Annotated in this window: 15 protein-coding genes; 7 read left to right on the top strand and 8 right to left on the bottom strand. The window is 70.3% G+C overall.

Going from position 1 to position 18,023, the window contains the following annotated elements; translation table 11 throughout:
- Positions 1–20 precede the first annotated feature (20 nt).
- On the bottom strand, positions 21–1,109 hold the full coding sequence (locus ACGFI6_RS17135) for a DNA polymerase domain-containing protein (RefSeq protein WP_393119451.1): 1,089 nt from the start codon (positions 1,107–1,109) through the stop codon (positions 21–23).
- 169 nt (positions 1,110–1,278) lie between these two features.
- Here ACGFI6_RS17135 and ACGFI6_RS17130 point away from each other — a divergent pair, with 169 nt between their 5' ends.
- Together ACGFI6_RS17130 and ACGFI6_RS17125 are read left to right on the top strand one after the other, a co-directional pair.
- Complete coding sequence (locus ACGFI6_RS17130; protein ID WP_393119449.1) at positions 1,279–2,874, top strand: M4 family metallopeptidase; 1,596 nt, start codon at positions 1,279–1,281, stop codon at positions 2,872–2,874.
- A 62-nt stretch (positions 2,875–2,936) separates the two neighbouring features.
- The gene (locus tag ACGFI6_RS17125; RefSeq protein WP_393119447.1) at positions 2,937–4,391 is read left to right on the top strand and encodes a PLP-dependent aminotransferase family protein; all 1,455 of its coding nucleotides are present in this window, start codon (positions 2,937–2,939) and stop codon (positions 4,389–4,391) included.
- On the opposite strand, the gene ACGFI6_RS17120 is transcribed toward ACGFI6_RS17125, so the two are convergent.
- Together ACGFI6_RS17120 and ACGFI6_RS17115 are read right to left on the bottom strand one after the other, a co-directional pair.
- On the bottom strand, positions 4,388–5,230 hold the full coding sequence (locus ACGFI6_RS17120; protein WP_393119445.1) for an NAD-dependent epimerase/dehydratase family protein: 843 nt from the start codon (positions 5,228–5,230) through the stop codon (positions 4,388–4,390). The two genes, ACGFI6_RS17125 and ACGFI6_RS17120, sit on opposite strands and share 4 nt — an antisense overlap.
- Before the next feature lie 8 nt (positions 5,231–5,238).
- Complete coding sequence (locus ACGFI6_RS17115; RefSeq protein WP_393119443.1) at positions 5,239–5,646, bottom strand: cupin domain-containing protein; 408 nt, start codon at positions 5,644–5,646, stop codon at positions 5,239–5,241.
- Between the two features lie 118 nt (positions 5,647–5,764).
- Here ACGFI6_RS17115 and ACGFI6_RS17110 point away from each other — a divergent pair, with 118 nt between their 5' ends.
- The 5 genes from ACGFI6_RS17110 to ACGFI6_RS17090 all read left to right on the top strand — a co-directional run bounded on the left by ACGFI6_RS17110 (position 5,765) and on the right by ACGFI6_RS17090 (position 13,907).
- Positions 5,765–7,492: an FAD-dependent oxidoreductase gene (locus tag ACGFI6_RS17110; protein WP_393119441.1), complete on the top strand. Its 1,728-nt coding sequence runs from the start codon at positions 5,765–5,767 to the stop codon at positions 7,490–7,492.
- A complete protein-coding gene (locus ACGFI6_RS17105) occupies positions 7,485–8,843 on the top strand; it encodes an adenylate/guanylate cyclase domain-containing protein (RefSeq protein ID WP_393119439.1) in 1,359 nt (452 codons plus the stop codon). Before ACGFI6_RS17110 ends, ACGFI6_RS17105 begins: the two co-directional genes overlap by 8 nt.
- Positions 8,844–8,924: 81 nt before the next feature.
- Entirely contained in the window at positions 8,925–11,312 is a 2,388-nt protein-coding gene (locus ACGFI6_RS17100) for a lamin tail domain-containing protein (protein ID WP_393119437.1), read from the top strand.
- A gap of 62 nt (positions 11,313–11,374) precedes the next feature.
- The gene (gene msrB / locus ACGFI6_RS17095; RefSeq protein ID WP_393119435.1) at positions 11,375–11,791 is read left to right on the top strand and encodes a peptide-methionine (R)-S-oxide reductase MsrB; all 417 of its coding nucleotides are present in this window, start codon (positions 11,375–11,377) and stop codon (positions 11,789–11,791) included.
- A gap of 67 nt (positions 11,792–11,858) precedes the next feature.
- Positions 11,859–13,907 (top strand): AAA family ATPase, encoded by a 2,049-nt coding sequence (locus ACGFI6_RS17090; protein ID WP_393119433.1) that lies wholly within the window; start codon positions 11,859–11,861, stop codon positions 13,905–13,907.
- 55 nt (positions 13,908–13,962) lie between these two features.
- Here ACGFI6_RS17090 and ACGFI6_RS17085 read toward each other — a convergent pair whose 3' ends face one another.
- Genes ACGFI6_RS17085 through hemE form a run of 5 tightly spaced genes read right to left on the bottom strand, consistent with a single transcriptional unit; the run spans position 13,963 to position 18,005 of the window.
- Positions 13,963–14,340 (bottom strand): VOC family protein, encoded by a 378-nt coding sequence (locus tag ACGFI6_RS17085; RefSeq protein ID WP_393119431.1) that lies wholly within the window; start codon positions 14,338–14,340, stop codon positions 13,963–13,965.
- Positions 14,341–14,343: 3 nt separating this feature from the next.
- Positions 14,344–15,051, bottom strand: coding sequence for a hydrogen peroxide-dependent heme synthase (hemQ, locus tag ACGFI6_RS17080; RefSeq protein WP_393119429.1), 708 nt, complete (start codon positions 15,049–15,051; stop codon positions 14,344–14,346).
- Positions 15,048–16,454 (bottom strand): protoporphyrinogen oxidase, encoded by a 1,407-nt coding sequence (gene hemG / locus ACGFI6_RS17075; RefSeq protein ID WP_393119427.1) that lies wholly within the window; start codon positions 16,452–16,454, stop codon positions 15,048–15,050. The genes hemQ and hemG overlap by 4 nt, the downstream gene beginning before the upstream one ends.
- Entirely contained in the window at positions 16,451–16,957 is a 507-nt protein-coding gene (locus ACGFI6_RS17070) for a GNAT family N-acetyltransferase (protein ID WP_393119425.1), read from the bottom strand. Before ACGFI6_RS17070 ends, hemG begins: the two co-directional genes overlap by 4 nt.
- Positions 16,944–18,005, bottom strand: a complete 1,062-nt coding sequence (gene hemE / locus ACGFI6_RS17065; RefSeq protein ID WP_393119423.1) for a uroporphyrinogen decarboxylase — start codon at positions 18,003–18,005, stop codon at positions 16,944–16,946. Before hemE ends, ACGFI6_RS17070 begins: the two co-directional genes overlap by 14 nt.
- Positions 18,006–18,023 lie beyond the last annotated feature (18 nt).

Below are 18,023 nucleotides of genomic sequence, written 5' to 3'. Positions count from 1 at the left end.
GCACCAAGTGTCAGACAACCTCAGTCGGGGATCCGGTTCCCGTCCTCGTCCCAGTGCTCGGCGACCTTCTTGCTCGGCTGCACGCGGGGCGGCTCGCCCGGCATCTTCGGGTAGTCGGGCGGGAAGTTCAGCTCGCCGCCGGGCAGCTCATCCCACAGCCGCAGCAGCGGATCGAGCGCGTACGCCGTATCGTCCATGTCGGCCCACGGGTCGCCGTCGGCGAGGTACTCCGGGACGGTGTGCAGGTTGAACGCGCGCGGGTCGTCGACCTCGGCGAGCCGCTCCCAGGTCATCGGAGTACTGACCGGGGCGCCCGGGCGCGGACGCAGCGACCAGGCTCCGGCGACGGTCCGGTCGCGGAGGTTCTGGTTGAAGTCCAGGAAGATCGAGGCGTCGCCGCGCTCCTCCTTCCACCAGGCGGTGGTGACGCCGTCGTCGCGGCGCTCGAGCTCGCGGCCGAGGCCGATGACGGCGTGCCGCACCTCGTCGAAGGACCACTCCGGGCGGATCCGGACGTAGATGTGGATGCCCCGGTTGCCGCTCGTCTTCGGGTAGCCGCGCAGGCCCAGCTCCTCGAGCAGCTCGCGGGCGACGGCGGCCACCCGGCGGGCGTCGGTGAAGGTCGCGCCGGGCTGCGGATCGAGGTCGAGGCGCAGCTCGTCGGGCCGGTCGAGATCGGTCTTGCGGACCGCCCACGGGTGGAACGTCAGCGTGCCCATCTGCGCCGCCCAGACCGCGGCGGCCGGCTCCGACAGGCAGAGCTCGTCGATCGGGCGCGCGTTCGGCGTCAGTACCCGGCAGGTCTCGAGCCAGTCGGGCGCGCCCTTCGGGAGGCGCTTGGAGTAGAACCCGTCACCGGTCTGACGCCCGACCGCGTCCACCGACAGCGTCATGCCCTCGCGCCAGCCGCCGGGCCAGCGCTCCAGGGCCACCGGGCGATCGCCGGACGCGTGCATGAACGCCGGTGCCACGGCGACGAAGTACTCACAGACCTGGAGCTTCGTGACCTCCGCAGCCCAGTCGGTCGCCTCGTACACAACACGTTCAGGAGTGGAGACCCGAACGTCCCGGTCCCCCACGGTGAGCATCACCGGTGTGCTCTTCGCCATGCCGAGACGCTATCGCCCCGGGCCGACCAAAACCCGTCACGCGCTGTGCGGATCGGGCGGAAAGGCAACTTTTCTCGACCCCTGGCCACCGAAGGTGACTGGGCGGTAACGTTCCAGCACCTCGTTCCTGGGGCGTGAGGCCCCGGGACACCTGACAAGGAGCGCGAGGATGAACAGATCCGCCCTGTTCGCCGCTGCGACTGCAGTGGCGACCACCACCGCCCTCGGACTGACCAGCGCATCTACCGCCACCGGCGCGCCGACGGCATCTCCTGTCCCCACACCCGCCGCGGCCGTCGCGAAGGCCAAGGCCGCCGTCTCCAGCCACCTGACCGCGTTGCGGGCCTCGACGGCCGACGCGTTCGTGGTCAAGGACGTCATCGTCGACAAGGACGGCTCCAGCCACGTCCGGATGGACCGCACGATCGGGGGTCTCCCGGTTCTCGGCGGTGACGTCGTCGTGCATCAGGCGAAGAACGGTGCCTTCAAGGGCGCCACCCTGACGCTGAGCAGGAGCGCGAACATCAGCCGTACGCCCAAGCTCGGGGCCGCGACCGCGACCGCCAAGGCGCTCGCCAAGGGCCTGAAGGCCGACGGCAAGCCGAGTCTGGTGATCGAGGCCCGCAAGGGCGCGCCGCGGCTGGCCTACCTGGTCACCACGGTCGGCACCCAGAAGGACGGCACGCCGAGCCGCATCACCACCACGGTCGACGCCCTGACCGGCGCGAAGCTGATCAGCGAGCAGCACATCGAGACCGCCACCGGTGACGGCAAGAGCCTGTACTCCGGGACCGTGCCGCTCGAGACCAGTACGGCGACGGGCGGCTTCACGCTGACCGACGCGACCCGCGGTGGCGGCTGGACCGGCGACGCGAAGAACCAGACCGACTCGATCCTGTGCCAGATCCTGCAGCTCGGGTGCCCGACGCCGACCAAGTTCACCGACGCGGACAACCACTGGGGCACCGGCACGAACGCGGACCGGGCGAGTGCGGCGGTCGACGCGCACTACGGTGCCGCGACGACGTACGACTACTACAAGAACGTGCACGGGCGGAACGGGATCTTCGGCGACGGCAAGGGCGTCCCGAGCCGCGTGCACTACGGCACCAATTACGTGAACGCGTTCTGGGACGGCAAGCAGATGACGTACGGGGACGGTGACAACGTCGCCGCCGGCCCGCTCGTGTCGATCGACGTGGCCGGCCACGAGATGTCCCACGGCGTCACCGAGCACACCGCGAACCTCACGTACTCCGGTGAGTCCGGCGGCCTGAACGAGGCCACCAGCGACATCCTGGGCACGATGGTGGAGTTCTACGCGAACAACCCCACCGACCCGGGCGACTACTACATCGGCGAGAAGATCATGAAGGACCGCCCGGCGCTGCGGTTCATGGACAAGCCGAGCAAGGACGGCACGTCGCCGGACTGCTACACCTCCGACGTCGGCAACCTGGACGTGCACTACTCGTCCGCGATCGCCAACCACTTCGCGTACCTGCTCGCCGAAGGCTCCGGCGCGAAGACGATCGGCGGCCTGCCGCACAACTCGCCGACCTGCAACGGGTCGACGCTGACGGGCATCGGCCATGACAAGCTCGGCAAGATCTGGTTCCGGGCGCTGACCACGTACATGACCAGCGGTACGACGTACGCACAGGCCCGGACCGCGACGCTGAACGCGGCCACCGACCTGTACGGCGCGGACAGCGCGGAGAAGGCTGCGGTCGCCGCGGCCTGGTCGGCCGTCAGCGTCGGCTGACAGTTGGAGTTTCACCGGTCCTGTCCCACTGGGGCGGGCAGGACCGGTGATCAAATAGGCCCATGGCACATTCCCGGGCGACCGGTACCGGACGGGGCTCGCTGGGCATCGACCTGCACCTCGCCGTCGACGCAGGCGGCGGTGTGGGTAGCGGTGTGGGCCGGTCGATCGAGTCCGCGCTGCGCGAGGCAGTTGCTTCCGGCCGGTTGCCAGCGGGCACTCGCCTCCCCGGCACCCGGAGTCTTGCCGACGATCTGGGCCTGGCGCGCGGCACGGTGGTCGAGGCGTACGCGCAACTGACCGCCGAGGGCTACCTCGTCACCGCGACCGGCGCCGGGACTTGGGTCGCCGAAACCCGGCGGCCGGCAGCGAACCTCGTCGCCGGCACACCGGCGACGGCCGGGACAGCCCGCCGGATCATCGATCTGCGACCCGGCCGTCCGGACCTCAGCCTGTTCCCCGTTGCCGTCTGGGCAGCGAGCGTCAAGCGTTCACTTGCTGCCGCGCCGCACGCGAGCCTGGATTACAGCGATCCGGCCGGGCTGCCCGAACTGCGGAAGGCGATCGCGGCGTACGTCTCCCGGACCCGCGGCGTCCGGGCGGACGCGTCCGCAGTGGTGATCACGAGCGGTTTCACCCACGGGCTGGCGATGGTGTCCCGCGCTCTGCACGGCGCCGGTGTCCGCATGATCGCCACGGAGGATCCAGGTCTGCCCCATCATCGGCGACTGATCCACGGAGCTGGGCTCGCAACCTCACCACTGACCGTCGGTCCGCAGGGCGCGGATCCGGCCGGCCTCGTCGCGGACGCGGGCGCCGTACTGCTGACACCGAGCCACCAGCATCCGCGCGGGGTCGTGCTCGATCCAGCGTTGCGCACCGTGTTCGTCGACTGGGCGAACGACCGCGACGGCTTCGTCATCGAGGACGACTACGACGGCGAGTTCCGGTACGACAAGCAGCCGGTCGGCGCTCTGCAGGCGCTGGCACCTGACCGCGTGGTCTTCGCGGGCAGCACCAGCAAGGCGCTGGCGCCCGGGCTGCGGATCGGCTGGCTCGTACTGCCCGAGCCGCTGCGCATCCCGGTACTGGACGCGATCGCGGACACCGGGGCGACCGTTGGTGCGCCCGATCAACTCGCCCTCGCCGACCTCGTGGATCGCGGCGACTACGACCGGCACGTGCGCCGTGCGCGGCAGAGCTACCAGAAGCGCCGCGCCGAGCTTGCCGAACGAGTCGCCACGTTGACCGATGTGCCGTTCGACGGCGTACCGGCAGGGCTGCACGCGCTGCTGCCACTGGCCTCGCCGCAGGAGGAGAAGCGCATCGTCGAGGACGCGCTAGCGGCCGGACTCCGCCTGATCGGTCTGCACGGCGCCGGCTACTGGCACTCCCCCACGCGCGGCGGCGGCGGGGTTGTCATCGGGTACGCGACGCCGCCGCCGCACTTGTGGCGTTCCGCGCTCGACACCTTGGCCGAAGTCCTGGACGGAGCCGACTTCGCCCGGTGGCGCTAGAAACCTTCGCGCCAGGAGAGGTGGTGGGGTGTCCAGCCGAGTTCCTTTCGGGCCTTGGTGTTGTCCGCGCCTCGCGCCCAGCCGGTCCGCTCGGTCTGCGACGGCTCCGGTTGCGGCGCGCCGACCGCCGCGCAGAACACCGGGACCCACACGTCGCCGGCGGCAGGCTCGTCGTCGCAGATGTTGACTGCGCCCGACGGCCACGACAGCGCCTCGACCGCAGCTGAGGCAGCGTCCTCGACGTGCAGGAAGCTCGACACGTCCGCGGTGGCCGGAAGCTTGCCTGCCTCAGCGGCCTGGGCCATCAGCCCGCCACGCTCGTACCAGGTGCCTGGCCCGTACAGCGTCCCGTACCGCAGGACGACCCACTCCGGCAGCTCGGCGACCGCGCTCTCCAGCGTCGCGACCGCCTCGACCGTCCCGTGCCGGCCGGGTGCGCTGTCGGGGTCGAGTGGTGTGTCCTCGGCGGCCGGATCGGTACCGGGCGCGTAGACCCACGAGATGCTCTGGGCAACCATTCGCCGGACGCCGGCCGCCTGCGCGGCGTCGACCAGGTTGCGGGTCCCGACCATGCGCAGCCGCGCGTTCGCGGTTCGGTCGCCGGCGCCGAGATCGGTCAACTGGTGCATCACGACGTCAGGTCGTGCGGCGCGGACGAGCTCGGCCAGGCCGTCGGCGTCGTACACGTCACCGATGACCGGTTCCGCGCCCAGGGCAGCGATCGTGTCGCAGGACTGCTGCCCGCGACCGAGGCCGACCACGTCGTGCCCGGCGGCGAGCAGGGCCGGAATCGCCTGCCTGCCGACCACCCCCGAGGCGCCTGCCAAGAAGATCCGCATCCCCATCCTCATTTCCCCGCCGGCCGCGGCGCCCGCCGGTCCGCGCGCTCAGTCAGCTCTTCGTCGCTCAGGTACGTCAGCATGTCCTGCCCGGGCGCGCAGATCATCACCACCACGAACCGGCTCCAGGAGTCGGCCAGGTTGTTCGCCGCCTGGTAGTGCACGACGTCGCCGCCCGGCTCCCAGAACGCCTCGCCGGCCTTGATCACGTACTCCGGCTCGCCCTCGAGCTCGAAGATCATCTCGCCTTCGACCATGTACCCGAACACCGGCCCGGAGTGCCGGTGCGGCGGCGACCCGGCGTCACCGGGCGGCAGCTCGACCGTCGCCGTCATCACGTGGGCACCGTCCGGAATCGACGGCGTCTGGGAACCCAGCATCGACAGTACGGAGTTGGTCTTCGGGGTCTCGGTCATGTCTTCACGCTAGGCAGCATCCGCACGGTCGGTGTAGTCCACTTGGCGGTCGCAACTCTGGACCGGTCAAACGCTTTGTCCATTGCGGGTCCGGACCCGCGGCCCTACCGTCACAATCATGGGTGGGGAACTCGGGGGTGGGCCCAGGCTGCGTACGGCCAGGCCGGTGCTGCTCGTCGTCGACGCTGACCCGGAGCGTCTGGAGCGGTGCGAGACGGAGCTGGATCGCGGCTTCGGAGCGGACTTCCGGGTCCGCGGCGAGCTGACGGCGGCGGCCGCGCTGGACTGCTTGCAGCGGGCACACGACTGGGAACAGCGGGTTGCCGTGGTGCTCGTCGACCACGCCCTCCCGGACGACGAACGGGCGCAGATCCTCGCCGCGTCGCGGACGTTGCACCCGGATGCCCGCCGGGCGCTGCTGATCGAGTGGGGCGCGTGGGCGGACCGGACCACGGCGTCCGCGATCCTGTCCGCGATGTCGGTCGGCGACATCAACTACTACGTACTGAAGCCGTGGATCCGGCACGACGAGCTGTTCCACCGGACGGTCGCGGAGTTCGTCCAGGAATGGTCGCGGTTCGAGGTCGCGAACCTGCGCGAGGTGGTGGTGATCGCGGGCGCCGCGTCGGTCCGCGGTCAGGCGATCCGCAGCCTGCTGGCCCGCAACGGCATCCCGAGTGCGTTCCGGGAGAGCGGTACGGCGCTGGCGAACGACGCGCTCGCGTACATCGGCGAACCGGATCCGGGTGCCGGCGTGCTCGTCTGGATGCCGGCCGTCGGCGGTGCGGTACTGCACGATCCGAGTGACGCGGCGATCGCCGAAGCGTGGGGCGTCCCAACGAATCTCGCCGACGACGCGGACCGTTCTTTCGACCTGCTTGTGATCGGCGCCGGCCCGGGTGGGCTGGCGGCGGCCGTCTACGGGTCGTCGGAGGGTCTGCGAACGCTGGTCGTGGAGCGCGAGTCGATCGGTGGACAGGCCGGGACCAGTTCGCTGATCCGGAACTACCTGGGCTTCTCGCGCGGCATCCGCGGGTCGGAGCTGGCGCAGCGCGGCTACCAGCAGGCGTGGGTGTTCGGGGCGCATTTCGTACTGATGCGCAGCGTCGAGCAGCTGGAGCGGCGCGGCGACCGGTTCGTCGCGAGGATCGGTGCGGTCGGTGAGGTGACGGCGCGTGCGGTCGTTCTCGCGACCGGCGTGGCGTACCGGCGGCTCGACGTAGCGTCGCTGGAGAAGCTCGTCGGAGCCGGGGTGTACTACGGCGCGAGCGTCTCGGAGGCGCACGGCTTGCAGGACCGGGACGCATGCGTGGTCGGCGGCGGCAACTCGGCCGGGCAGGCCGTCCTGCATCTGGCCCGGTACTGCCGGCACGTGCTGCTGGTGATCCGCGGCGAGGACCTCGCGGCGACCATGTCGCAGTACCTGATCGACGCGATCGATGCCGCGGACAACGTCACCGTGCGGGCGTCGAGCGAGGTGATCGGCGGCGGTGGCGACGGCCGGCTGCAGGAGGTCGTACTGCGTGATCGGCGGACCGGGGACGAGGAGACGGTTCCGGCCGACGGGCTGTTCGTGATGATCGGTGCAGTGCCGGGAACCGGGTGGCTGCCGGCGGAGCTGGGGCGGGACGCGCACGGGTTCGTACTGACCGGGTCGGACGCCGCCGCGGATCCGGAGTGGCACGAGGACCGGCCGCCACAGCCGTACGAGACAACCGTGCCCGGGCTGTTCGCGGTCGGAGACGTGCGCTGTGGATCGGTGAAACGGGTCGCCTCGGCGGTCGGTGAAGGCTCCGTCGTGGTCTCGCAGGTCCACACCCATCTCAAGGTCTCGGCGGATGCCTGAGAGGCGGTTCATCTACACGCCGGCCATGGTCGGTCTGACCGCCCTGGTGTTGCTGATACCGCTTGCCGGCCTGGTGCTGCTCCTGCGGGCTCCGCGCCTCGACGTGCACTGGGAGCATCACCCCGCGCACTTCTGGTTGGTACTTCTTACTGCGGCGCTGAGCGCAGTACTCGCCTACGCGACCGGAGCGGCAGCGGTACGGCGAGGTGACGCCCGGGTGCTGTTCGTGTCGCTGGCGTTCCTGTCCGCGGCGGGCTTCCTCGGACTGCATGCGCTCGCGACCCCGAAGGTCTTGCTGGACACGCCGAACGCCGGTTTCACCCTCGCGACACCGGTCGGCGTCGCGCTGGCGTCGGTGTTCGCGTTCCTGTCGAGTCTCACCCTGTCCGGCGTCAGGCTCGGCCGCCAACTGCGGGCTGCATTGCTGGCGCTGATGGCATTGTGGGCGGTTGCTTCCGTCCTCCGGCTGCCTCCGCTGCACGGCACCGCCGTACCAGAAGTTGCCGACGGCATCCTCACGACGCTCGCCGTACCGGCCGTGCTGCTGTACGCCGTCGCCGCGGGACGCTACCTGCGGACGTGGTGGGCGCGGCCGTCGCTGATGGTGCTGTCGATGGTCTCCGCGTTCGTCCTGCTCGCCGAGGCGATGGTCGCGCTGGTGTTCGCGCGGAACTGGGCGCTGTCGTGGTGGGAGTGGCATGTGCTGATGCTCGCCGCGTTCGTCCTGGTCGTCGCCGGGGTGCGGATCCAGTGGTACGAGGAGCGGTTCGCGGACCTGTACCAGGAGGACACCGTGTCCGGGCGGCGCGAGCTGAGCGTGCTGTTCGCGGACCTGCAGGGCTTCACCACGTTCTCCGAGCAGCACGACCCGGCCGAAGTCACCACCATGCTCAACACATACTTCGAGGTCGTGGTGCCACCCGTCGTCCGGCGGCACGGCGGGGATGTCGACCGGATCATCGGGGACGCACTGATGGTCACGTTCAACAAGCGTGGGGACCAGCCGGACCACGCCGCGCGGGCCGCCGCGGCCGGGCTCTCGCTGCAGGAGGCGGCGGCCGCCGTACGGGAGTCGCACCCCAACTGGCCGCAGTTCCGGGTCGGGATCAACAGCGGGATCGCATCGGTCAGCCTGCTCGGGACGGAGGGCGGGCGGACCCACACGGTGATCGGGGACACGGTCAACGTGGCGTCCCGGATCGAGGGGGCCGCGCCCGGCGGCGGGGTCGCGATCGGGCCGCGGACCAGGGAACTGCTGCCGCAGGCACGCACGGAGTCCCTCGGCCCGGTCAGCCTGAAGGGCAAGGCCGACCCCGTCGAGGTGTACCGGCTGCTCGAGCTGCGTGCATGATCACCCGTGCCTTTCGGGTGCGTACCTGGTGTTCACGTGTTGGACCTTGGACAGTCCGCGTGCTGGTGTGAGAATCCGGCCATGTCTGCCCTGATCCGATCACGGCGCCGCCTGGGCGCACTCGTGGTCACCTCCAGTCTCGCCATCGCCGGCGCCGCCGCCTTCGTGGCGCGACCCGCCGACGCCGCGTCCACCGATGTGGTCATCACCGAGGTGTACGGCGGTGGCGGCAACTCCGGCGCCCCGTACACGAACGACTTCGTGGAGCTGACCAACAACAGTTCGGCCCCGGTCGACGTGAGCGGCTGGTCGGTGCAGTACGCGTCGGCGGCCGGTACGTCGTGGCAGGTCACGAAGCTGTCCGGGAGCATCGCGCCGGGCGCGGCGTACCTGGTCCAGGAAGGCGCCGGCGCCGGGAACGGGCAGCCGATGCCGACGCCGGACGCGACCGGGTCGATCCCGATGTCCGCGTCCGCCGGCAAGGTCGCCCTGGTCACCAACCAGACCGCGCTGGCCTGTGGCTCCGCCTGCCACGCCGACCCCGCGGTCCGCGACTACGTCGGCTTCGGTACGGCGAACGACTCCGAGACCACGCCCGCGCCCGGCCTGTCGAACACGACCTCGGCCGCGCGGACGGATCCGAAGCAGGACACCGACAACAACAGCGCCGACTTCGTCGCGGGCAACCCGTCGCCGGGCGCGCTGACCGGCGGGCCGGCCGAGCCGCCGGTGGACGCGAAGATCCACGACGTCCAGGGCGCCGCGCACCGCTCACCGCTGGAGGGCAAGCGGGTCAGCAACGTCACCGGTGTGGTGACCGCGAAGAGCACCAACGGGTTCTGGTTCCAGGACACCCAGCCGGACAGCAACCCCGCGACCAGCGAGGGCCTGTTCGTCTTCACCAGCACCGCGCCGACCGTCGCCGTCGGGGACGCGGTCACCGTCGAAGGTTCGGTCGCGGAGTTCCGCCCTGGCGGTTCGGGCGGTACGACGAACCTCACCACCACCGAGCTGACCAACCCGAAGATCACCGTGACCGGCCCCGGTACGGTTCCGGCGCCGACGATCGTCGGAAAGGGCGGACGGGTGCCGCCGTCGACCGTGATCGACGACGACTCGAACGGTGACGTCGAGAAGACGAGCACCGCCTTCGACCCAGCGAACGACGGCCTGGACTTCTGGGAGTCGCTCGAGGGCATGTGGCTGGGCATCAACAAGCCCGAGGTCACCGGTCCGACCAGTTCCTTCCGCGAGCTGTCCGTCGTACCGGCCGGAGCCAGCGTCCGAACGGTGCGCGGCGGGATCCTGCTGCAGAAGACCGACAGCAACCCGGAGCGGGTGCTGCTCGACGACGTACTGACACCGATCCCGGACGCCAAGACCGGCGACAAGCTGGCGGGCACCGTCACCGGCGTCCTCGACTACTCGTTCGGGAACTTCAAGTTCCTGCCGACCACGACCCCGGCCGTGATCGACGGCGGCGTCAAGCGCGAGACGACCCGGGCGTCGTCGCCGGTGCAACTGTCGGTGGCGACGTTCAATGTGGAAAACCTTGACCCGTCCGACGGTGACGCCAAGTTCGACGGGCTCGCGCAGGCCGTCGTCCACAACCTCGCGGCGCCGGACATCCTCGGGCTCGAGGAGGTCCAGGACAACGACGGCGCGGTCAACTCCGGGACGACGGCCGCGGACAAGACGCTCAACCTGCTCGCCGCCGCGATCGTGAAGGCCGGCGGCCCGAAGTACGCGTGGCGGGAGATCGACCCGGTGAACAACGCCGAGGGCGGCGAGCCGGGCGGCAACATCCGGGTCGCGTTCCTGTACCGCACCGACAAGCCGCTGAAGTTCGTCGACACCCCCGGCGGTGGCTCGACGACCGCGACCACGATCGTCACCGACCACGCCGGCCGTCCGCACCTGAGCTCGTCGCCGGGCCGGGTCGATCCGGCGAACCCCGCGTGGGAGGCGACGCGGGTGCCGCTGGCGGGCGAGTTCAAGTGGCACGGGCAGAGCGTGTTCGTGGTCGTGAACCACTTCAGTTCCAAGGGCGGCGATGACCCGCTCTGGGGCCGGTTCCAGCCGCCGGTGCAGTCCAGCGCCCCGAAGCGGCACGAGCAGGCCGCCGCGGTCCGTGGGTTCGTGGACCAGATCCTCGCCAAGGACAAGGGCACGAACATCGTCGTACTGGGTGACCTGAACGACTTCGACTGGTCGCAGACCGCGGACATCCTGGTCGGATCGGGCCAGAGCGCGCTCGTCGACCTGCCGCGGACGCTGCCGCTGAAGGAGCGCTACAGCTACGTGTTCGAGGGAAACAGCCAGATCCTGGACCAGATCCTGGTCTCGCAGAACCTGCGCCCGACGGCGGCGTACGACGTCGTGCACATGAACGCGGAGTTCCCGGACCAGATCTCCGACCACGACCCGCAGGTGGTCAAGCTCATCCCGCTGCCCTCCTGGGTGCGCTAACCGCAGTGTTACGTCGGTCGCCTGGGCGGGGTTTTCGCGTCCGGGCGGCCGATACTGGTGTGGTGACAGATGACACCAAGCAGTACACGGTCCAGAAGTCCGACGCGGAGTGGAAGGCGCAGCTGTCCCCCGCGGAGTTCCACGTGCTGCGCAAGGCCGGGACCGAGCGGCCGTTCGTCGGTGAGTACACCGACACCAAGACGGTCGGGGTGTACAAGTGCCGGGCGTGTGACGCGGAACTGTTCCGCAGCGAGACCAAGTTCGACTCGCACTGCGGCTGGCCGTCGTTCTTCGCGCCGCTCGCCGAGGAGCGTGTCGAGTACATCGAGGACCACGACCTCGGCATGAAGCGGGTCGAGGTCCGTTGCGCCAACTGCGGCTCGCACCTCGGGCACGTGTTCGAGGGCGAGGGGTACGGCACCCCGACCGATCTGCGCTACTGCATCAACAGCATCAGCCTCACCCTGTCCCCGGCCTGACCTGCGCACCGGTCGCCCGCAGGAGAACTAGACTGGGGCGGCCGGTGAATGCTGGGGAAGGAAATTGGTGGCTGACGACGTCCGTAGACCGCGGGTCCTCGATGTGCTGGCGGCGTCGGAGCCCTGGGAGGTTCCGAGCGCCTGGATCGAACGGGTCCGCGCTCAACTGAGGATCTGGGCGGACGATCCGGAGGCACTGCGGCCGCTGCGCCCGGAGGCCTTCCCGGACTTCGTGAAAGGCACTCCGGCGGCGGTCTGGTTCACCCACCAGGTGGCACCGCAGCTGACCGGATGGATCCCGGTCCTGCACGGTGAGTACGCCGATCTGTCGACCGAGCTCACCCACGACTGCTACCGGCCGTCGTCGCGGCTCGGCGGGAACGGGCACGTGATCTACATCGCGCCCACCGACTGGCACCTGCAGGCGATCGCCGGCTCTCGCGGTTTCCGCGAGCACGGCCGCAAGCAGGCGCTGCAGCTGTCCCGCGACGTGGTCCGGCTGTTCCTCGACGCTCCCCCGATGGCCGCCCGCGCCGAGGCACTGACCGCCGCGTTCGACCGGGTGCTGGCCGACCGCGAGGCGACGCACCTGCACATCACCGGCGAGTACGACGAGATCGCCAAGTACTGGCGGACCGACGCGCTCAAGCCCGCCGAGCGGACCGCGCTTCCGGAGCTGGCCGGCCCGACCGCCGCCCTGCGGTTCTCGATCAACTCGATCCGCGACACGCACGCGCGGATGCTGATGGCGGTCCCGGACGAGTACGCCGGCGACTTCGCCCAGGTGCTGGCCGAGCTGATCCTGGCCGCCGGTCTGCGCGGCATCCCGCAGCCGGTGGCGACCATCCTCGGCGACGCCGCGATCGACGTCCACAAGGCGCTCGAGGACATCCACCAGACGTTCACCCTGCCGACCTGGCACGGCCACGTGAACCAGTGGATGTCGCGCGCGATCCGCGGCGGGCAGTCGACGCTCGCGCGGACCTGGGGCGCTTCGGCCGCCCGGGTCGGCGTCCACCTGTCCGGCGTACTCACGAAGGCACCGTGGCCGGAGCCCGAGATCCCCGACCTCACGACGTTGTTCCGGATGCTCGACCGGGAGCGCTGGAGCGCCCTCGAGACCGCCGCCGCGGCGGAGCAGGACAACTCGCTATCGGCCGCCTGGAGCGGGCTCAAGAAGGATGCGGCCGAGAAGGAGGACGCCGAGAGCAGTGGTGGTACTGGCGGCGTCGACGAGCCGCTGCCTCCGAAGCCGGTCGACCTGAGCGACAACCCGCTCGCCGAGCTGGACTCGCTGATCGGCCTGGACTCGGTGAAGGACGCGGTCCGCAAGATGGTCGCCGAGGTGAAGACGAACCTGCGCCGCACCGAGCTCGGGCTGCCCAGCCACGAGCGTGCGCGGCACATGGTGTTCGTCGGCAAGCCCGGTACGGCGAAGACGACGATCGCCCGGCTGCTGAGCCGGATCTACCACCAGCTCGGCGTCCTGGAGAAGGGCCACGTGGTCGAGGTCGACCGCTCGGACCTGGTCGGTGCCGGGCTCGGCTCGACGGCACCGATGACGGCGGGCAAGTTCCGCGAAGCACTCGGCGGCGTGCTGTTCATCGACGAGGCGTACAGCCTGACGCCGGAGAACACGCCGGGCGACTACGGCCTGGAAGCGGTCGCCACGATCCTGAAGCTGATGGAAGACCACCGCAACGACTGCATCGTGATCGTCGCCGGGTACCACCGCGAGATGCAGCGCTTCATGGAGTCGAACACCGGTCTGGCGTCACGTTTCCCGAAGCTGCTGTCGTTCAGCGAGTACGACACCGACCAGCTGGTCGCGATCTTCGAGCTGCAGGCCCGCCAGAAGGGCATGATCTACGGCGAGGAAGTGCTTGACAAGGTCCGCAGCGTGATCCCGCCGGCGCCGCGTGGGCACAGCTTCGGTAACGGTCGTTTCATCCGGAACGTCCTCGAGGAGGCCGTCTCCAACCAGGCCACCCGGCTGTCGGCCAGCGACCCGGACAAGCTCACCGAGCGCGACCTCCGCGAACTCATCCCCGCCGACGTCCGCCCCCCAACCTCCATGCGCGCCGAGGACTACCTCCTCCAAAAGCCCGGCACCTGACTCTTACGTCCGAAGATCCGAGGCCCCTGACCCTCGCTCCTTCGGACGCAACGGATCAGATCGGGGTTGCGAGCGCCACTGGGTTGCCTTCGGGGTCGGCTAGGTAGGCCTGGCGTTCGCCCCAGGGCATGGTGGCCGGCTCTTGCAGGATCGTGTGGCCGGCGGCGCGGAAGCGTTCCACCTCGGCCTCGACGTCGTCGACGTACACGAACAGCTCGAAGCGCGGCGCCGTACCGACCGTGATGCCGAGCTGGGCCTCCGGCCAGCCGGCGTCGGACAGGCCGAGCGACGACTCGCCGCGCTCGAGGCCGACGTAGTGCGGGTCGCCCTCGAGCGGGAACTGGTACGTCGGCTCGTACCCGAGGAGCGTGTAGAACTCGACACAGCGGCGGACGTCGGTGACGTAGACCACCGGGAACGCCTTGCCGGCCACGCCTTAGACCAGGTTCGCGATCAGGTCGGAGACCTCGGTCCGCTTGCCGGTGTAGAACGGGACCTCCTCGCGGGTGTGCCGCCGTGCGGTCGCGGCACGCAGCTCACGCATCAGGTCGACGATCCGGTGCAGCTCGTCGGCCTCGAACGCCAGCATCCACTCGTAGTCGCCGAGCGCGAACGCCGCCACGGTGTTCGCCCGTACGTCCGGGAAGGCCCGCGCCATCTTGCCGTGCTCCGCGAGCATGAACCGGCGCTCCTCGTCGGGCAGCAGGTACCACTCGTAGGACCGGACGAACGGGTACACGCAGACGTACGCCCGCGGCTCCTCGTCGGCCAGGAACGCCGGGATGTGGCTCTTGTTGAACTCCGCTGGCCGGTGCAGCGCGAACTGCGACCAGACCGGGACCAGGTGCCGGCCGAGCCGCGAGTGGCGCAGTGCGTGGTACGCCTGCTGGAGCGCGTCCGACGTCGGCGCGTGCCACCAGATCATGAAGTCCGCGTCCGCGCGGAAACCCTCGACGTCGTAGATCCCGCGGATCACCACGTCGTCGGCCGCGAGCTTGCCGACCAGCTCGTTCAGCTCGGCGGTCAACTCGTCGCGGTACGCCTGGGATTCTGGGCCGCCGAGCGGCGTCTCGACCTTGAACACCGACCAGAGGGTGTAGCGGATGACATCGTTCAGCTCACGGGCCTTCGGCTTACCAGTCACGACTTCATTGTCTCCAATGCGTTCAGGTGCTCCCGCACCCGGGTGGCCGCCTTGCCACCCGATGCCACACACGCGGCGATCCCGACACCCCGGTACGCCGCGCCGCAGACCGCCAGCCCCGGTACGCCGGCCACCGCCGCCTCGACCCGGTCCACCCGATCCAGATGCCCCACGGCGTACTGCGGAAGTCCTCCGCCCCAGCGGGTCACGAGCGATCCGACGATGCCGTCCAGCCCGATGGCCTGCCGCAGATCGGCCGCCGCGAGCTGGACCAGCTCCTCGTCGGAGCGCTGCAGCACGTACTCCTCGCCGAGCCGGCCGACCGAGGTCCGCAGCACAGCTAGCTCTCCCCCGGCCTCCGCGGACCAGGCCCACTTGGCGTGCGAGTACGTCGCCGCCTTGATCGTCCGGCCCTCCACGGACGGCACCAGGAATCCGGACCCGATCGCGGCCGCGGGCCAGTCCCGTTTGCGGACCGCGAGCGTGACGATCGCCATGCTCGCGTACTCGATCGAAGCCAGCTCGGTCGCGGCCGCGGGCACCACCTCGGCCAGCATCCGCGAGGCGGGGGTGGCCGGAACGGCGACCACGATCGCGTCCGCGGTGAGGTACGTCGGCGCGGGCACCGGTCCCGCTTCCAGCTCGAAGCCGTCGGCGGTGCGGGTGATCCGGCGTACGGCGAGCTTGGTCCGGATCTGGACCCCGCGGGCGATGAGATCCTGCTCGAGCGCGGCGATGACCCGGTTGATGCCTCCGCTGATGCCGGCGAAGACCGGTTGCCCGGCACGCTTCTGGCCGAGCTCGCGAAGCTCGGCGGTGGCGGCGAGCAGGCTGGGAGCGGTACGCAGCTTCGCGTACAGGTCCGGGACCGCCGCAGCGAGCGAGATCTCGTCGGCCTTCCCGGCATACACCCCGCCGAGCAGCGGGTCGACCAGCTTGTCGGTGACCGCGGACCCCATCCGCTCGGCAACGAACCGCCCGATCGCCACGTCCTCGGTCAACGCGGGCGCCGGCAGCGCGGACTCGTGCGCGACATGGTCGGCTGCGGCCTCCCCCAGTACGTCGGCGGTTGCGGACGGATCGACCGGTACGCCCATCACGGTCGGCGGGATCGCACGGATCCGGTCGCCGACCCACAGGCCGGCCGAGGCCGTCGCGGGGTGCACGATGTCGTCGCCGAGCCCGACCGCGCGGATCAGGTCCACGCCTTCGGGCCGGCGCGCAAGCACCGACTCGGCGCCCAGGTCCACCGGGACGCCTTCGATCGCGTCGCCGGCGAGCTTCCCGCCGAGGCGCGGCGACCCTTCGAGCACCGTGACCTCAGGTGGGTTCGGGCCGGTCATCAGCGCGTGCGCCGCCGCCAGTCCGCTGATCCCGCCGCCGACGACGACAACCCGGCTCACACGCCCTCCAGACTCAGCTCGTACTTCTTCCCCGGCCCGAGGTCGGTGCTCGACACACCGATCGGGCGGAAACCGGCGCGGGTCAGCACGGTCTGCGACGCCACATTGTGGTCCGACGCCCCGGCCCACAGCGCTGTCAGCCCGTAGTCGGCCGCGGCGATCTGGACGACCGCGCGTACGGCGGCGGTCGCGAGGCCCTTCCCTGCCCATTTCTCCGCGATCCGGTAGCCCAGCTCGGCGCGACCGTGCTCGAGGTCGACCAGGTTCACCCGGCCGGCCACCGCGCCGGCGTCATCGACCAGCACGTGGAAGCGGCAGATCCCGGCCTCCTGCTCGGCCAGCCGCGCATCCAGGCCGGCCGCGAAGTTCGCGAAGTACTCGTCACCGCGGTCCCAGATCCACGAGGCGAAGTACCTACGGTTCTCCAGCTCGAAGGTGCGGAGGGCGTCCGCGTGGTCCGCCCGGAGCGGCTCCAGCGTCAACTGGTGGTCAGGCAGGTACATGAGCCGCCTGCACGTACTTCGCGATCCGGTGCAGCACGTCCGGGTCCGCGTTCGGCGGGACACCGTGGCCGAGGTTGAAGATGTGCCCGGGGGCCGACGCGCCTTCGGCGAGGATCCGGTCCAGCTCGGGCTCGATCGCGTCCCAGCCGGCGAACAGCAGCGCGGGATCGAGGTTGCCCTGCACCGGCTTCGGCACGCCGCCGGCGGCAGTTACCCGGCGTACGGCCTCGTCCAGCGGGACGCGCCAGTCGACACCGATGACGTCCGCGCCGGCCGCACTCATCAGCCCGAGCAGCTCACCGGTGTTGACGCCGAAGTGCACCCGCGGGACGTCGTACGGCTTGATCGCGTCGAAGACCTTCGCCGAGTGCGGCAGCACGAACCGCTCGTAGTCCCGCGGCGACAGCCCGCCCGCCCAGGAGTCGAACAACTGGACCGCGGACGCGCCGGCCTCGACCTGGACCGCGAGGTACGCGATCGCGACGTCGGCCAGCCGGTCCGCCAGGGCGTGCCACAGTGACGGGTTGCCGTACATCAAGGCCTTGGTCCGGGCGAAGTCCTTGCTGGGCCCGCCCTCGATCAGGTACGACGCGAGGGTGAACGGGGCGCCGGCGAACCCGATCAGCGGCGTACCGCCCAGCTCCTTGACCAACTGCTGCACTGCCTCGATCGTGTACGGCACGTCCGCCGGGGTGACCGGCCGGACCCGTCCGATCCCCTCGGCGTCCCGGATCGGCTCGCCGACCACCGGCCCGACACCGGGCTTGATGTCGATGTCGAAACCGGCCGATTTGAGCGGGGCCACGATGTCGGAGTAGAAGACCGCCGCGTCGACGCCGTAACGGCGGACGGGCTGCAGCGTTATCTCGACGACGAGGTCGGGCCGGGTGAAGGACTCGAGCATCGGGATGCCTTCCCGCACCTTGCGGTACTCGGGCAGGGCGCGCCCGGCCTGGCGCTGGAACCACACCGGGGTGTGCGGCGGCCGCTCCCCCCGGGCAGCAAGCAGATACGCGGAACGGTCGGCGGGCGGTAGCGTCGATGGCACACAGCGATGATCCCACGC

It is taken from the genome of Kribbella sp. NPDC048928, assembly GCF_043197975.1.
Lineage (GTDB): Bacteria > Actinomycetota > Actinomycetes > Propionibacteriales > Kribbellaceae > Kribbella.
Note: the sequence above shows the minus strand (reverse complement) of the source record. Positions and strands in the feature narration are given on the sequence as shown.

Bases quoted from the DNA above. Each gene is read 5' to 3' on its own strand.
- ACGFI6_RS17105 (WP_393119439.1), top strand. From the start codon at position 7,485: ATGCCTGAGAGGCGGTTCATCTACACGCCGGCCATGGTCGGTCTGACC.
- ACGFI6_RS17125 (WP_393119447.1), top strand. From the start codon at position 2,937: ATGGCACATTCCCGGGCGACCGGTACCGGACGGGGCTCGCTGGGCATC.
- ACGFI6_RS17070 (WP_393119425.1), bottom strand. From the start codon at position 16,957: ATGTACCTGCCTGACCACCAGTTGACGCTGGAGCCGCTCCGGGCGGAC.
- ACGFI6_RS17100 (WP_393119437.1), top strand. From the start codon at position 8,925: ATGTCTGCCCTGATCCGATCACGGCGCCGCCTGGGCGCACTCGTGGTC.
- ACGFI6_RS17120 (WP_393119445.1), bottom strand. From the start codon at position 5,230: ATGCGGATCTTCTTGGCAGGCGCCTCGGGGGTGGTCGGCAGGCAGGCG.
- ACGFI6_RS17130 (WP_393119449.1), top strand. From the start codon at position 1,279: ATGAACAGATCCGCCCTGTTCGCCGCTGCGACTGCAGTGGCGACCACC.
- ACGFI6_RS17110 (WP_393119441.1), top strand. From the start codon at position 5,765: ATGGGTGGGGAACTCGGGGGTGGGCCCAGGCTGCGTACGGCCAGGCCG.
- ACGFI6_RS17135 (WP_393119451.1), bottom strand. From the start codon at position 1,109: ATGGCGAAGAGCACACCGGTGATGCTCACCGTGGGGGACCGGGACGTT.
- ACGFI6_RS17115 (WP_393119443.1), bottom strand. From the start codon at position 5,646: ATGACCGAGACCCCGAAGACCAACTCCGTACTGTCGATGCTGGGTTCC.